The organism is Halorussus marinus (assembly GCF_004521895.1).
Classification (GTDB): Archaea; Halobacteriota; Halobacteria; order Halobacteriales; family Haladaptataceae; genus Halorussus; species Halorussus marinus.
On sequence record NZ_SBIR01000005.1, the window covers coordinates 107,611 to 123,199 of the forward strand.

The following is a 15,589-nucleotide window of genomic DNA, read 5'->3' on the forward strand; positions in this document are numbered from 1 at the left end:
CCGGGGCCGGACCGGGTCGACCCGTGCCGGGAGCGTGCGTAAGGGTGTCACGGGCCGGAATCTCGGCTTACCCGAGTTCCATCCGTAGTTACCCGTTCGCGGCGAGTATAAGCCGAGTCTACTCGGGGGGACCGCCCGGACGGACGCGCCGATGCCGGAGTCCAAAGCGCTTTGTCCGTCGGCTCGATACGGTGTCTCATGCCGACCTACGATTTCGAGCGGTATCTCAACGTGCGGACCGCATCGGGCCCCTCCTTCGGGCCCGACGGCGAGCGCCTCTCTGTGCTGATGGACACCACGGGCGTCCCGCAGGTGTGGGGACTCGACGAGCCGACCGGGTGGCCCCGCCAGCTCACCTTCGAGGACGAGCGGGTCAGCTTCGCGTCGTGGTCGCCCGAGCGCGACGAACTGGTCTTCGGGATGGACGAGGGCGGGGACGAACGCACCCAGCTGTTCCGGCTCGACGGCGACGCGGAGACGGTGACGCCGCTGACCGACACCCCCGAGGCGATCCACTACTGGGGCGGGTGGAACGCCGACGGCTCGGAGTTCGCGTTCGCGTCGAACCGCCGCGACGAGTCGGCGTTCGACATCTACGTTCAGGGCCGCGACGAGGTCGGCGACGACGCCGAGCGCGTCCACGAGGGCGACGGCTGGCTCTCGGTCGCGGGGTGGAGGCCCGACGACGACGCGCTCGCGGTGGTCGAGATGCACTCAAGTTTCGACTACGACGTGTACGTCCTCGATCTGGACACCGGCGACCTCGATCACCTCACGCCCCACGACGGCGACGTCCGGTACCAGCAGGTCGAGTGGGGCCCCGACGGGGACGCGCTCTATCTGGTGACCGACCGGGACGCCGACACGACCTACCTCGCGCGCCTCGACGTCGAGACCGGCGCCCTCGACCTCGTCGCGGACGGCGGGGACTGGAACGTCGAGCGGTTCGCGCTCGACGACGACACCGGCCGGTTCGTCTACGGCCGCAACGTCGACGGCTACACCGACCTGACCGTCGGCGAACTCACCGCCGAGACGTCGTTCCGAGAGTTCCCCGCGCCAGACCTCCCCGGCGGAATCCACTACGGCGTGGCGTTCGACGGCGACGCCGACCGGTTCGCGGTCGCCGTCACGGGGAGCGCCGAGAACGCGAACGTCCACGTCGTCGACGTCGAGACCGGCGACACCGAACGCTGGACCGACGCCGCCGCGGCGGGACTCCCGAAAGAGTCGTTCGTCGACCCCCGACTCGTGCGCTACGAGACGTTCGACGACAGGGAGATCCCGGCGTTCTTCTCGGTGCCCGACGGCGCGGACCGCGACGCCGAGGCGGGCGAGATCCCGGTCGTCGTCGACATCCACGGCGGCCCCGAGAGCCAGCGCCGCCCGAGCTTCCACCCCGTCAAGCAGTACTTCCTGAACCGCGGGTACGCGTACTTCGAGCCCAACGTCCGGGGGTCGTCGGGCTACGGCGCGACCTACACCCACCTCGACGACGTCGAAAAGCGGATGGACTCGGTGGCGGACGTCGAGGCCGGCGTCGAGTGGCTCCGGAACCGCCCGGAGATCGACGCCGATCGGATCGTCGCCATGGGCGGGTCGTACGGCGGCTTCATGGTGCTGGCGGCGCTCACGGAGTATCCGGAGCTGTGGGCCGCGGGCGTCGACATCGTCGGCATCGCGAACTTCGTCACCTTCCTCGAGAACACCGGCGACTGGCGCCGCGAACACCGGGAGGCCGAGTACGGCTCGCTCGACGAGGACCGCGACCTGCTGGAGTCGATCAGCCCGATCAACAACATCGAACGCATCGAGGCGCCCCTGCTTGTCCTCCACGGCGCGAACGACCCCCGAGTCCCGGTCGAGGAGGCCGAACAGATCGCGGCCGAGGCCGCCGATCAGAGCGTCCCGGTCGAGAAGCTGATCTTCGACGACGAGGGCCACGGCTTTACGAAACTCCAGAACCGGATCGAGGCCTACACCACCGTCGCGGAGTTCCTCGACGAGCACGTCTGAGAGGCGAGCGACACCGCCCGGTCGCGCCGGTCACGCGCTCGGGGGCCGATCGCCCCCGCCGAGGCGCATCTCGCGGTTGTGATAGACGTGGGCGACTCCCGACACCGTCACCAGCAGCGACGCCCCGGCCGCGATGGCGAGGCCGGGCAGGTTCCCGAACGGCGGGGTCCCGGCCCACGCCGCGATCGTCACGGACCCACAGAGCAGTCCCAGCAGAACGTAGTACTGGCTCCACGGGATCTCGTTGCCGGGGACGACTTCGAGATACACCTGTAGCTCTTCGAGGTCGTCGGTCGCGGCGAGCGTGCTCCGGTCGGCGTCGTACTCGACGAGTCCGGCGTCGTTCATCTTCGGGAGGTGGACCTGCTGGAGCGCGTTGTAGGCCCGCCGGCGCTCCTCGGCGGTCACCGCCTCGGGTCGCTTGTCGTTCTCCCGCGCCGCCACCGTCCGGGAGAGGTCGCGCAACTCCGCGAGGCCCTCGCGTGCGAGGAGATAATCGACGACGTACCTGCGGCGTTGGTTGCTCAGCATCTCGAAGACCACCTCCCGGGAGAGCTCGCGGTCGCGGTCGCGATCGCTGTCTTCGTCGGTCGCGTCCTGAGACTGGGTTCGTTCGAGGAGTTCCGTGTTCATCGTGGTCACGGAGGGCGGGCGAGGCGGGGCCGGTCGCACACGTAGCACTCGTGGCAATCTTAATATATGTTCTCAATTCTTACAATTATCCGAGGCGCGAAATCATCGCCTTCGCGAGAGGAGGTAGGCGGCACCTACGTCCGGAGACCCGAAACGCCACGCCGGTGGCTCGGAGATATGCTTCGGCTAACCGACCGATGGCGGGCCGACTGATCGCTCCGGAAGCGACCGCCACCCCGAACCGCCGACCCGACCCGGCCCCGTCGGCGCCGAAAGGCGGCGAACAGACGTAAGTCGACCACCGGCGTATCGTCGCCGATGTCACTGAAAACCACCGAGCGAGACAGCGACGACGCGGCGACCGAACGACCGACGAAATCGACGGCGTTCAGGCTGGCCCGCCTGCTGTTCGGCGGGGCGCTCGCGCTCACCGCGCTCGACAACTTCCGGGACCTCGACGGGATGATCGCGTACGCCGACAGCGAGGGGGCGCCCCGGCCCGAGGCCGCGGTGCCCGCGATCAGCGGCGCGCTGGTGTTCGGCGGCGCCGGGCTCGCGGTCTGGAAGCTCCCGCGGCTGGCGGCCGGCGCGGTCGCGACGTTCCTCGCGGCGACCACGCCGCTGATGCACGACTTCTGGACGATCGACGACGAGGCAGAGCGCGACCAACAGCAGGCCCACTTCGTCAAGAACCTCGCGTTGCTTGGCGGCGCGCTGGCGTTCCTCGGGATCGCCGACGACGAGCGTTAGATGACGCCCGTGGTCTCGGCGGCCTCGACCGCGGCGGCCTCGCTCATCCCGTTGCCGAGGATGGTGTAGCGGTCCCGGATCTCGTGGGCCGAGGTGAGCGCCGCCACCACGGTCGCGTCGTCGATGCTCAACTCCGCGGCGGTGGTGGGCGCGCCGATGGTCGCGAGCGCCTCCCGGACCCCGCGCCAGTCGCCGCCGTGGAGGTACTCGGCGACGATGGTGCCGACCCCGACCTGATGGCCGTGGAGCGCGGCGTCGGGCACCATGCGATCGAGCTGGTGGGAAAAGAGGTGCTCGGCGCCGCTGGCGGGTCGCGAGGAGTCGGCGATCGACATCGCGACCCCCGAGGAGACGAGCGCCTTCACGACGGCCCACGCCGACTCCTCTAAGCCCTCCTTGATGGTGTCGGCGTTGCCCACCAGCATCTCGGCGGTCATCTCGGCGAGCGCGGCGGCGTAGTGAGAGTACTCGACGCCCTGGAGCCGGTTGGCGAGCCGCCAGTCTTTGACCGCGGTGTAGTTGCTGATGATGTCGGCACAGCCGGCGGTGGTGAGCCGCCACGGCGCGTCGGCCAGGATCTCGGTGTCGGCCACGACCGCCAGCGGCGGCGCGGCCGCGACGCTGTGGCGGGTGTCGCCCTCCGGAACCGAACCCCGGCCCGAGACGATGCCGTCGTGGCTCGCGGCGGTCGGCACCGAGACGAAGCCGGTTTCGAGGTCGTGGCTCGCCATCTTGGCGATGTCGATGGCCTTGCCGCCGCCGACGCCGACGAGGTAGCCGACGTCGGCCTCGCGAGCGACCTCGATCACTCGCTGGACCGCGTCGAAGCTGGCGTCCTCGACCACGACGGTCTCGGGGTCGTCGCCGGCCGCCGCGAACTCCTCGGCGACCCGGTCGGCCGCGACCCGGCGGGGCGTCGGGCTGGTGACGACCAGCGGCCGGCCCCGGAGGTGGAGCTCCGAGACCGCCTCGACCGTCTGGTCGAGCACGCCGTGGCCGACTACCACGTTGCGCGGGAGCCGAATCCACGTCGACTTGTCGAACATACCTACGGTTCTCTCGCGGCGGGTGAAACAGTTTGCCCTCTCCGGCGGGGTCGGTCCGGCGCCCGCGGAGGCGCGGTCGGCTCGCCGACCGACTCACTCCGGCGGCGTCCCCCACGACGACTGCCAGCCCGCGGTCCCGACGTCGCGGTTCGCCCGGAGCGCGTACCGCACCGCGAGCGCGTGCCGGACGAACAGCGCGCCGGCGAGCACGCCCCCGCCCACGACGGCGCCGGCCGAGAACCCCGCCGTCGGGACGGTGACGACCCACTCCGGGACGACGACCCACCCGGTGACGACGAGCACCCAGACGGTCGCGCCCGCGGCCTCGACCAGCGCGAGGCCCGCCGGCACCCGCCCGACCAGCGTCGAGAGCGGCCGGCGACTCCGGAGGAGGTTGTCCGCGATCGCGTGACGCGGCGCGAGTCCGACCGCGAGCGCGACCCCGACCAACGCGACCCCGACGGGGTCGCCGACTCGCCGGACGGCGCCGAACCACCCGACCCACAGGGCCGTCTCGGCGAGCGCGAGCGCCACCACGGGCGGGGCCGGCACCTCGCGGCGCCACCCCTTGACGGTGACGTGGGCGCCCAGCCCCGCCACGAGCAGGCCGGCGCCGAGCGCGGCGACGCCGACGGCCGCCGGAATCGACAGCGGGGACGCGTCGGCGACGAGCCCGAGCCACACCGACAGCGCGGTGACCTCGACGGCGGTCGTGGCGACGACGCCGAACGCCCGGACCGTCGCCCGGAGCGCGTGGCGGATCATCGCCGACCCCCGGACCCGGCTCGGTTGCGACGCGTGCGTGCCATGAGCTACCAGTCGCTCTCGGGGGTGATTGTTATCAGCCACCTGAAACGGGTAGCACGGGCCTTCGAACGGTCGAACGGCGGGGTTAACGTCTTCTCGATCGCTCAGAGCGTATCGAGCACGCCGAGGACTCGCCGTTCGGCCTCCCGGCCCGGATCCCACTCGGCGCCGTCGCGGTCGCTGTCGAGGTGTTCTTCGACCGTTCGAGCCATCGCCTCGTCGAGCGGCGTCGACTCCCACCCGAGATCGGCGAGCTTGGCGGTGTCGAGGAGGTGGGGGTACTCCCGATAGAGCACGAAGTCCTCGGCCGAGAGATCGGCGGCCGCCAGTTCGCGGTCGCCGGCGTGGACGACCTCCACGTCGGTGGAGAGCGCGTCGGCGATCAGTTCGACCATCTCGTCGATCGTCACGGCGCGCCGGTCGCCGACGTTGTACGCCTCGCCGGGCGTCCCCTCCTCGGCGACGATCCGGAGCGCGCTCGCCACGTCCGGGGCGTACGCACGATGCCAGACGTTGTCGCCGTCGCCGGGCACCACCACGCGGTCGTAGTTCGCCACCCGATCGATCCAGTAGTCGAGGCGCTCGGTGTAGTCGTAGGGGCCGTAGACGATGCAGGGCCGGACGCTGTAGGCGTTCACCCCGCGGTCGGCGGCGGCCGCGATCGCGCGGTCGCCCTCGGCCTTCCGGTTGCCGTAGGTGTCGCCCGAGTCGTCGGTCGCCTGCTCGGCCGTGCAGGGCCGGAGCGCCGTCTCGCCCTCGCGCTTGGGGATCTCCTCGCTGGCGTAGGCGTCGCCGCTGGAGACGTAGACGTAGGCGTCGACGTCGGCGAATATCTCGGTCGCGGCCCGGACCTCGCGGGGCTTGTAGGCGACGCAGTCGAAGACGGCGTCGGGGTCGACCCGCTCGGCCGCGAGTTCGAGCGCGGAGTCGTTGGTCCGGTCGCCCTCAACGCGGTCGACGTCGGCCGCGTCGGCGAAGGGGTTGTCGTGGTTTCCGCGGTTGAAGATGGTCACGTCGTAGTCGTGCTCGCGCAGTTGCTCGACCAGATGGCGGCCGACGAACCGCGTGCCGCCGATGACGAGTGCGGTGTCCATACGCCACGATGACCCGCCCGCCCAAAAATCCTACCGGACGCGTCGAACGGCCGTCGTCGCGGACGCCCCGGACGACCGGGAGCGCCGATGACGTTCGTGCAGTTTTTCGCTGATCGGAGTCGCGTCCGCGAACGATTATGCGTTTGTTTCGGACGGGTACAACACTTATTGTGAACACCGTCGTACGTTGGTGGTATGGGACAGAGAGAGGCCGACTCGGACGGCATCGAGATCCGCGAGGCGGAGTCGAGCGACGTCGCGGGCATCCGCGAGGTCGCGTTGCAGTCGCTTCACGCCTCCTACGACGACGTACTCGGCGAGGAGACGGTCGAACAGGCGGTCGAACGGTGGTACGACGACGACGCGCTAGGGGCCGAACTCGACGAGGAGGGGATGTGTTACCTCCTCGCGGTCGCCGGCGACGAGGTGGTCGGCTTCTCCCAGAGCCTCGTGTTGCCCGAGGACGGTACCGCGACCATCCTCTGGCTCCACGTCGACCCCGGAAACCGCGACAAAGGCGTCGGGACCACTCTGCTGAAACAGACGCAGGCCGCCCTCTCCGAGCGGGGCGCCGAGCAGATCTCCGCGGCCGTCCTCGCGGACAACGAGCAGGGGTGTTCGTTCTACGAGGCAAACGGCTTCGAGACGGTGAACAGCCGCGAGACCGAGATCGGCGGCGAGACCTACGTCGAGAACGTCTACGGCCACGAGGGCCGGGCCAAGTTCGAGTCCCGGGAGTACGACGGGCGGACCCTCTACGTCAACTGGGCCGAGAGCGACCGGGGGTCGAAGGCTCCCTTCTACGCGGCGTACAGCGACGAGGACGCCCAGGACCTGTTCGGGTGGTTCTGCTCGAACTGCGAGAGTTTCGACAACGCGATGGACTCGATGGAGCGGCTGAAGTGCAACGACTGTGGCAACCAGAAAAAGCCCGCGCGGTGGGACGCCGCCTACCTGTAGGTCGCTCTTTCTCGCCGACTTCGAACGGCGCGGTGCAGTTTCCCGGGCGGTCGTCCGGACGGGCCGCTTGCGGCGACTCTCAGTCCGCCCCGCCGGCGACGAGGCTCGCGCCCTCCCGGTCGTCGGCCCGGGGCGGGAGCGCGTTCCGAACGTCCTCGCGGCCCTCCTCGGAGACGGCCCGCTCGTAGGCTTCGGGCATCACTTTCACGAACCGCGAGACCGCCCGGTCCCAGTCGGCGAGCACCGCCGCCGCCCGATCGCTGTCCGTGTAGGCGACGTGGTTTTCGAGGAGGCGGCCCAACACCGCCTCGTCGCGGGCCGACAGCGACTCGTCGAGCGAGACCATCCCCGTGTTGGCCCTCTCGGCGAACGCGCCGTCGTCGTCGTACACGTAGGCGACCCCGCCGCTCATCCCCGCCGCGAAGTTCTTGCCGGTCTCGCCGAGCACCGCGACGACGCCGCCGGTCATGTACTCACAGCCGTGGTCGCCGACGCCCTCGACGACCGCCTTCGCGCCGGAGTTGCGCACGCCGAACCGCTCGCCGGCGACGCCGTTGACGTACACCTCGCCGCCGGTCGCGCCGTAGAGAGCGACGTTGCCGACGACGACGTTCTCGGCGGGGTCGTAGCCGGCGTCGGCGGGCGTGGTGACCGCGATCCGACCGCCCGACAGCCCCTTGCCGAGGTAGTCGTTGGCCGCGCCGACGAGGCTGAGATCGACCCCGGACTGGAGGAACGCGCCGAAGCTCTGGCCGGCGGTCCCCCGGAGCGAGCACGCGATCGTGCCGTCCGGGAGCCCACCCTCGCCGTGGCGCTCGGAGACCCGACCCGACAGCATCGCGCCGACCGCCCGGTCCTCGTTGGTGACCGAGGCCTCGACCTCGACCGGGTCGCCCCGCTCGATCGCGTTCCCGGCGGCCGCGAGCAGGTCCCGGTCGAGGTGGTCGTCGATTTCGTGGGTCTGCGGGCGGGTCTTGGTGCGTCGAGGGTCGGTCGGCCCGGGGTCGGCCGGCTCGGCGAGCACCGCCGAGAGGTCGAGGCCGCGGGCCTTCGGGTGGTCGACCGACCGCTGGTCGAGACAGTCGACCCGGCCGACCATCTCCTCGACGGTCTCGAAGCCGAGGTCGGCCATGACCGCCCTGAGCTCCCGGGCGATGAACGTCATGTAGTTGATGACGTGGTCCGGCTCGCCGGGGAACCGTGCCCGGAGGTCCTCACGCTGGGTCGCCACCCCGACCGGACAGGTGTTCTCGTGGCACTGGCGGGCCATCACGCACCCCGACGTGACGAGGCTCGCGGTGCCGAAGACGTACTCCTCGGCGCCCAGAAGCGCCGCGACCGCCACGTCCCGGCCGGTCTTGAGCCCGCCGTCGACGCTCACCCGGATGCGCGAGCGCAGGCCGGTCTCCCGGAGCAGTTGGTTCGCCTCCGCGAGCCCGAGTTCCCACGGCAGGCCGGCGTGCTTGATCGAGGTGCGGGGGCTCGCGCCGGTGCCGCCCGAGTGGCCCGAGATGTGGACCACGTCGGCGTTGGCCTTCGCGACGCCGGCCGCGATGGTGCCGATACCGGCCTCAGAGACCAGCTTGACGTTGATGTCGGCGTCCTCGTTCGCGACCTTCAGGTCGTGGACGAGCTGTTTCAGGTCCTCGATCGAGTAGATGTCGTGCTGGGGCGGCGGCGAGATGAGCCCGACGCCGGGCGTGGCGTACCGGACGCCGGCGATCGTCTCGTCGACCTTGCCGCCCGGCAGGTGACCGCCTTCGCCGGGCTTCGAGCCCTGAGCCATCTTGATCTGGAGCTCGTCGGCGCTCTCCAGGTACGCGCTGGTCACGCCGAACCGGCCCGACGCGACCTGCTTGACCGAACACTCCCGCTCGGTGCCGAACCGCTCGGGGGGCTCGCCGCCCTCGCCGGTGTTTGCCTTTCCGCCGAGCCGGTTCATCGCGACGGCGTTGTTCTCGTGGGCCTCCGGCGAGAGCGACCCGAGGCTCATCGCGGCGGTCGAAAAGCGCTCGACGATGTCTTCGACCGGTTCGACGTCCTCGATCGGGATCGACTCCCGATCCGGCGCGTCGAACTCGAGCAGTCCCCGGAGCGTCTGGAGTCGCTCGCTCCGGTCGTTGGTCTGGGCCGCGAACTCCCGGTAGGTGTCGTAGTCGCCCTCTCGGACCGCCCGCTGGAGGGTCCCGACCGTCTCGGGGTTCCACTGGTGGTGGCGCCCGCCCGAGCGGTGCTCGAACTCGCCCTGGCGCTCGACGTCGGGATCGTCGCCGAACGCGACCTCGTGGCGCTCGCGGAGGTCGGCCTCGATCTCCGGGATCCCGATCCCCTCGGTCCGGTTCTCGGTGCCCTCGAAGTACTCGGCGACGAAGCCCGAATCGAGCCCGACCGCCTCGAATATCTGGGCGCCGCGGTAGCTCTCGACCGTCGAGATGCCCATCTTCGCCATCGTCTTCTGGAGGCCGTCCTCTAAGGCCCCGACGTAGGCGTCGGCCGCGTCGGCCTCGTCGGCCCCCTCGGGGCCGGCCACCACGTCGCCGATCGACCGGTAGGCGAGGTAGGGGTTGACCGCGCCAGCGCCGTAGCCGACGAGGCAGGCGAGGTGGTGGACCGTCCGGGGGTCGCCCGACTCCACGACGAGGCCGGCGTGGTTGCGCAGGCCGTTCCGGACGAGGTGGTGGTGGACTGCCCCCGTCGCGAGGAGGCTCGGCACCGCGAGCCGGTCCTCGCCGACCCGGCGGTCCGACAGCACCACGAGTTCGGCGCCCGACTCGATCGCCTCGCGGGCGTCGGTCCGGACGCGCTCGACCGCGGCTTCGAGGTCGACGTCGGGCGCGTAGGTGATGTCGACGGTCTCGCTCGGGAGGTCACACTCGCGCAGGCCGGCCGTCTCGGCGTCGGTCAACACCGGCGAGTCGAGCCGGAGCTGGCGGGCGTGGGCCGGCGTCTCCCCGAGGAGGTTTCGCTGGCGGCCGAGCCGGGTGTCGAGGCTGGTGACACAGTCCTCCCGGAGGTAGTCGATCGGCGGGTTCGACACCTGCGCGAACAGCTGTTTGAAGTACGAGAACAGCGGGCGATCGAACGCCGAGAGCACCGACAGCGACGTGTCGTCGCCCATCGACCCGACGGGGTCTTTCCCGGTGGTCGCCATCGGTTCGAGCAACTGATCGAGCTCGTCGCGCGTGTAGCCGAAGGCCGCCTGCGCGGCCCGGAGCGAGACGTCGGCCGCCGCCGGATCGTCGCCCGCCGACCCTCCGGCGCGGGGCGTCGGATCGGCGGGCGCGTCGAGTTCGACTTGCTCGCGGTCGACCCACTCGCCGTACGGTTGCTCGGTGAGGTCGTCGAACACCTCCTCGTCGGGGACGATCCGGCCCGCGGTCACGTCGGCCAGAAACAGCTGGCCGGGTTCGAGCCGGCCGCGCTCGACGATCTCGGACTCGGGCAGGTCGAGCGCGCCGGCCTCGCTCGCCATCACGAGCCGGTCGTCGTCGGTCACGTCGTACCGGCAGGGCCGGAGCCCGTTGCGGTCGAGCACCGCGCCGATCCGGCCGCCGTCGGCCCCGGCCACGAGCGCGGGGCCGTCCCACGGCTCGACCAGCGAGGCGTGGTAGTCGTAGAACGCCCGGCGGTCGTCGGCCATCCGGTCGTCCTTGCGCCACGCCTCGGGGACCAGCAGTCTGAGCGCGTGCGGGAGGTCTCGGCCCGCCTGCAACAGGAGTTCGAGGGTGTCGTCGACCATCGACGTGTCGCTTCCCTCGGGGTCGGTGACGACGGGCGTCACGCGGTCGGGGTCGAACCGGTCGGTGTCGAGGTCGGTCTCGCGGGCCCGCATCCAGTTGACGTTCCCCCGGATCGTGTTGAACTCCCCGTTGTGGACGACGTTCCGGTACGGATGGGCGAGGTGCCACGCCCCGAGCGTGTTGGTCGAGAATCTGGCGTGGACCAGTACGAACCGCGTCCCGACGCGGTCGTCGGTCAGGTCCGGGAAGTAGCCCGCCAACTGGTCGCCTTTCAGCAGTCCCTTGTAGACGACCGTCTCGCGGTCGAGCGAGCAGACGTAGAGGTCCTCGGGCGTCTCGACGGCCTTCTCCAGGGCCCTGCGGGCGACGTAGAGTCGCCGGTCGAACGCGTCGGCCGAGAGATCGCCCCCGGGCCGGACGAAACACTGCCAGATCGCGGGCTCGGCGTCGAGCGCGGTTGCCCCGAGGTCGGCGCCGTCGGTCGGAACCGCCCGCCAGTGGAACACGTCGAGGCCGTCGTCGGCGAGCACCGACTCGATGCGCTCCCGAAGATCGCGCCGAGCCGCGTCGTCGGTCGGTAAGAACAGCGAACCGACGGCGTACTCGCCGCGGGCGGGGAGGTCCGGGACCACCTCGGCGAAGAAGTCGTGGGGCGTCTCCAGCATCACGCCGGCGCCGTCGCCGGTGTTCTCCTCGGCGCCGGTGGTTCCGCGGTGTTCGAGGCGTTCGAGGAGCGCGAGGCCGTCGGCGAGGACCTCGTGGTCGCCGTCGCCCGGGTCGCGTCCGCGGAGGTCCGCGACGACGCCGACCCCGCAGTTCGCGCGCGCGTCGTCGGGCGAACCGAGGCCTCGGCGGTCGTCTGTGTGCGTAGAGTGCTCGTGGGTCACGGGCGTGCTATTCGGGACGCCGTACAAGAGCCTACCCCTGAATGACTAAGGACGTATTAATGCCACATAAGGCCAATAATACTGTTTGGTCGGCCTTTACCACTGCGTGAGCGCCCGAGCGCCGTGATCGCGCGCGAGGATGCCGAAGAACGTGAGGATCCCGCTAAAGGCCGCCCCCGCGCCGACGAAGAACACCCACTGCATCCCGACGCCCATGAGCGCGCCGCCGAGCATCGGCGCGAGCACGCTCCCGGGCCGCCAGACCAGCTCCCGGATGCCGAAGCTGGAGGCGACCGAGCCGTCCTCGGTGCCCTCGTCGGCGAACAGCGCCATGCTCGCGGGCTCGCGGAGGCTGTCGGCCACACCGAGCAGGGCGTTACAGGTCAAAAGCGGCAGGAACGCCGCCGACAGCGTTCCGACGACCGGGAACGTCTCGGGCGCGCCGACGAACGAGCCGATCGCGGGGGTGAACGGCACCGCGAGCGCGACCAGCCCGTAGAGGCCGCCGCCGACGAACACGAACAGCGACCGGCCCGCCCAATCGGAGAGCCGGCCCGTGTAGGGCTGACACAGCATGTTGGTGGCCTTCTCGGCGGTGATGAGCAGGCTCACCGCGAGCGCCGTCTCCGTGTACCCGAGCCCGCCGCGGGCGACCTCCAGCCCGGCGTAGAGGGGGACCCACGTCCGGACCAGCGTGACCGCGACCGCGTACTGGGCACGAAAGCTCGTGAGAGTGAGCAGTCGTCGGTTGAACGCGAGGCCGGCGAAGGGGTTGCCGGCGATCGTCGTCCCGTCGCTGTCGACGAACCACCAGACCCCGACCAGCGCGGGCAAGAGCAGGCCGACGAGGACGGCGTACACCGCCTCGAAGCCGTACAGCCCGTGGAGGCTCCCCGCCCCGAGACTGCCGAGGATGCTCGCGCCGAACCGGGCGGCGTTTGCCCGTCCGATGTGGGTCGCCCGGGCGTCGGCGGGCGCGAGTTCGCCGATCAGCGCGAGCGACATCAGCCCGGTGCCGGTGACCGCGACGCCCTGAAGCGCCCGGGCGGCCACGAACTGGAGGCTCGACCCGACGAGCGCGAACGCGACGTAGGTCACGGCCGCGAGTCCGAGACAGCCCGCCAGCACCAGCCGCTTGTCCCCGCGGTCGCCCGCCCACGCCAGCGGGACGACAGCCGCGGTCTGGGCGAGCGTGAACGCCGTCGTGAACAGCCCGACGACGAGGTTCGAGGCGTCGAAGAGGTTCACGTACGTCGGGAGCAGGGTCACCAGCGTGATGAACCCGAAGCCGCTGGCGAACCGCGTGAGATACAGCGCGTAGAACTGAAACTTCTCCTCGTTCACACCGGTAGGGTGCGTGCCGGTCGAAAAGCAGTTTCGGAAGCGGTCGCCCGGCGGTCGGCGCGACGACGGATCGCGAGCTTCGAGCGGTCGCGGCGATCGACGCGATCACGCACCGTCGCCGCGCCACTCCAGAATCGTCGCGGCCCACGTATAGCCGGTCCCGGCCGCGAGAAAGCAGACGAGGTCCCCGGGTTCGACGAGGCCGCGGTCGAGCGCCGCGTCGAGCGCGAGCACCTGATCGACGCTCTGGACGTGGCCGTACTCGTCGAGGTAGTAGTCAGCCGCGTCGAGTTCCTCGACCAGCAACTCGTGGAACGACCGCTTCATGTGGGTGAGCGCCACGAAGTCCAGGTCCGAGCGGTCGTAGCCCGACCGCGAGAGGGCGTCGTCGGCCACCCGAAGGAAGTTCGGGAGGCTCACCGCCCCGAGGCGCTCTTTCATCCCGTCGGGATCGGGCACGTCGAGCGTGTGCAGTCCCTGCTCGACCGTCGCCGTGCTCGGCGGGTTCCGCGAGCCGCCCGCGGGCATTACCACGTCCTCGGAGAAACTGCCGTCCGTGATCGCGGCGCTCTCCCCGAGCGTAGCGCGAGCGCGCTCGCCCGGCTCGGACTCCAGCACCATCGCGCACGCCCCGCTCCCGAAGTTGAACATGAACGAGGCGTCCTCGTTGGCGTAGTCGACGAGGTCCTCCTCGCGGCTCGCGGCCACGAGTAACGCCGTCTCGGGGGCGTCGGCGCGCAGTTGGGCCCTCGCCTGTCGGAGCGCGAGCGGCGCGCCCGCACACAGCGCGTAGCTCTCGACCGCGAACGCCTCGTCGGCGCCGAGTCGCTCGGCGACGTCGGCGGCGGCGCTCCAGACGTAGAAGTCCTTGTACTCGCTCCCGTGATACAGCACCATATCGACGTCCGCGGGCGCGAGGCCGGCGTCCGCGAGCGCCGCCTCGGCGGCCGAGACGCACATGTCGGTCGCGTGGTCGGCGTCGGGCGGACAGACCCGCTTCTCGCGGACGCCCATCTTCTCGACCACCACGTCCTCGGGGACGCCGCTCTCGGCGGCGATCTCCTCGCCGGTGACGACGCCGTCCGGGACGTAGGTACCGTAGCCGGTGAGCCCGACCGTCGGCGCGGGGTCGGTCATCGCTCACCCCGTAGCCGGCTGGCGATCGCTTCGCCGACCGGACCGCCGACCCGGTCGCGGACGGTGCCGAGGAGTCCGCTGGGCACGAAGAGGACGAACAGCACGAACAGCACGCCGATGTACAGTTCGGCGTGGCCGTTGAGGAAGGTGTTGATCGCCTCCCCGACCGTGAGGCCGTCGAACACCTCGGTCGAGAGCAGTCCCTCCCCGAGGTTGTCCCGGAGGTAAGGGAGCAGGCCGCCGCCCTCCCCGCGCTTCGAGAGGAACTCGGTGACCCCCTCGTCGAACAGCCAGCCGTACAGCGGGCCGGCGAGCGTGCCGAACCCGCCGATGATGGAGGCCAACAGCGCGTCGCCGGTCACCAGGAAGTAGAAGGTGCCGTCGGGCGAGACCGACCGCCGGAACCCCGCGAGCAGGCCGCCCGCCACCGCGGCGAAGAAGGCGCTGACCGCGAACGCTCCGAGCTTGTACCAGAAGGTGTTGTAGCCGATGGCCTCGGCGCGCTCCTCGTTTTCCCGGATCGCGATCAGCACCTTGCCGAACGGCGAGTGGATGATTCGTTGCATCGCGAAGTACGACGCCAGCACGACGAGCCCGATCATGTAGTACGACACCTCGGTCGCGGTGAACTCGAGCACGCCGAACAGCCCCTCGACGCTCTCGCCGGCGAGTTGGCCGATCGCGAGGTCCAGCGAGTCGACGCCCGGCACGCCGATCGAGAACGGCTCGGTGCGTCCGAGCACCGCGGGGCCGTCCCGGGGGTTCGACGCCAGATACCCCCAGTCGCGGACCAGCACGTACAGCACCTGCGAGAACCCGAGCGTGATCATCGCGAAGTAGACGCCGGTGAGCCGGAACGACACCGCGCCGATGAGGATCGCGAGCCCGACCGCGATCAGCCCGCCGATCACGAGCAAGGCGACAAACGACGTGTCCGGCCCGAGCAGGGGTATCTTGCCGTTGGCCGCGAGCACGACGAAGTACGCCCCGGTGCCGTAGAAGGCGGCGTGCCCGAACGAGAGATACCCCGTGTAGCCGCTGATGAAGTCGAACGACATCGCGAACAGGCCGAAGTAAAGCACCGCGACCATGGTCTCGACCTGCGGCAGGACCGTCTCCATCTCCGCGCCGACCGGGGAGTTCACCAGCACCGAGTAGAGCCCCGGATACGCCGC

General features: G+C 70.5%; 11 protein-coding genes. 3 read left to right on the plus strand and 8 right to left on the minus strand.

Translation table 11 applies throughout. The features are described 5' to 3' along the window. The first annotated feature begins 198 nt into the window (after positions 1 to 198). Positions 199 to 2,016, plus strand: a complete 1,818-nt coding sequence (locus EPL04_RS07880; RefSeq protein WP_134670785.1) for a S9 family peptidase — start codon at positions 199 to 201, stop codon at positions 2,014 to 2,016. 30 nt (positions 2,017 to 2,046) lie between these two features. On the opposite strand, the gene EPL04_RS07885 is transcribed toward EPL04_RS07880, so the two are convergent. Next, positions 2,047 to 2,649 (minus strand): DUF7344 domain-containing protein, encoded by a 603-nt coding sequence (locus EPL04_RS07885; RefSeq protein ID WP_134670786.1) that lies wholly within the window; start codon positions 2,647 to 2,649, stop codon positions 2,047 to 2,049. A 318-nt stretch (positions 2,650 to 2,967) separates the two neighbouring features. Here EPL04_RS07885 and EPL04_RS07890 point away from each other — a divergent pair, with 318 nt between their 5' ends. Next, complete coding sequence (locus tag EPL04_RS07890) at positions 2,968 to 3,399, plus strand: DoxX family protein (RefSeq protein WP_134670787.1); 432 nt, start codon at positions 2,968 to 2,970, stop codon at positions 3,397 to 3,399. Here the strand turns inward: EPL04_RS07890 and EPL04_RS07895 are convergent. The 3 genes from EPL04_RS07895 to EPL04_RS07905 all read right to left on the minus strand — a co-directional run bounded on the left by EPL04_RS07895 (position 3,396) and on the right by EPL04_RS07905 (position 6,346). Beyond that, positions 3,396 to 4,445 (minus strand): NAD(P)-dependent glycerol-1-phosphate dehydrogenase, encoded by a 1,050-nt coding sequence (locus EPL04_RS07895; RefSeq protein ID WP_134670788.1) that lies wholly within the window; start codon positions 4,443 to 4,445, stop codon positions 3,396 to 3,398. The genes EPL04_RS07890 and EPL04_RS07895 overlap by 4 nt on opposite strands. 93 nt (positions 4,446 to 4,538) lie before the next feature. Beyond that, complete coding sequence (locus EPL04_RS07900) at positions 4,539 to 5,210, minus strand: hypothetical protein (protein WP_134670789.1); 672 nt, start codon at positions 5,208 to 5,210, stop codon at positions 4,539 to 4,541. 146 nt (positions 5,211 to 5,356) lie between these two features. Next, complete coding sequence (locus tag EPL04_RS07905) at positions 5,357 to 6,346, minus strand: NAD-dependent epimerase/dehydratase family protein (RefSeq protein WP_134670790.1); 990 nt, start codon at positions 6,344 to 6,346, stop codon at positions 5,357 to 5,359. Positions 6,347 to 6,541: 195 nt separating this feature from the next. Between EPL04_RS07905 and EPL04_RS07910 the strand changes: the two genes are divergently transcribed. Beyond that, the gene (locus EPL04_RS07910) at positions 6,542 to 7,306 is read left to right on the plus strand and encodes a GNAT family N-acetyltransferase (RefSeq protein WP_244605500.1); all 765 of its coding nucleotides are present in this window, start codon (positions 6,542 to 6,544) and stop codon (positions 7,304 to 7,306) included. Positions 7,307 to 7,385: 79 nt separating this feature from the next. On the opposite strand, the gene gltB is transcribed toward EPL04_RS07910, so the two are convergent. From gltB to EPL04_RS07930, 4 genes are all read right to left on the minus strand, one after another. Next, positions 7,386 to 11,933, minus strand: a complete 4,548-nt coding sequence (gene gltB / locus EPL04_RS07915) for a glutamate synthase large subunit (protein ID WP_134670791.1) — start codon at positions 11,931 to 11,933, stop codon at positions 7,386 to 7,388. 96 nt (positions 11,934 to 12,029) lie between these two features. Then, positions 12,030 to 13,277, minus strand: a complete 1,248-nt coding sequence (locus EPL04_RS07920) for an MFS transporter (RefSeq protein WP_134670792.1) — start codon at positions 13,275 to 13,277, stop codon at positions 12,030 to 12,032. A 105-nt stretch (positions 13,278 to 13,382) separates the two neighbouring features. Next, positions 13,383 to 14,414 (minus strand): 3-oxoacyl-ACP synthase, encoded by a 1,032-nt coding sequence (locus EPL04_RS07925; RefSeq protein WP_134670793.1) that lies wholly within the window; start codon positions 14,412 to 14,414, stop codon positions 13,383 to 13,385. Next, the gene (locus EPL04_RS07930) at positions 14,411 to 15,535 is read right to left on the minus strand and encodes a branched-chain amino acid ABC transporter permease (RefSeq protein ID WP_209019600.1); all 1,125 of its coding nucleotides are present in this window, start codon (positions 15,533 to 15,535) and stop codon (positions 14,411 to 14,413) included. The genes EPL04_RS07925 and EPL04_RS07930 overlap by 4 nt, the downstream gene beginning before the upstream one ends. Between the last annotated feature and the right edge of the window lie 54 nt (positions 15,536 to 15,589).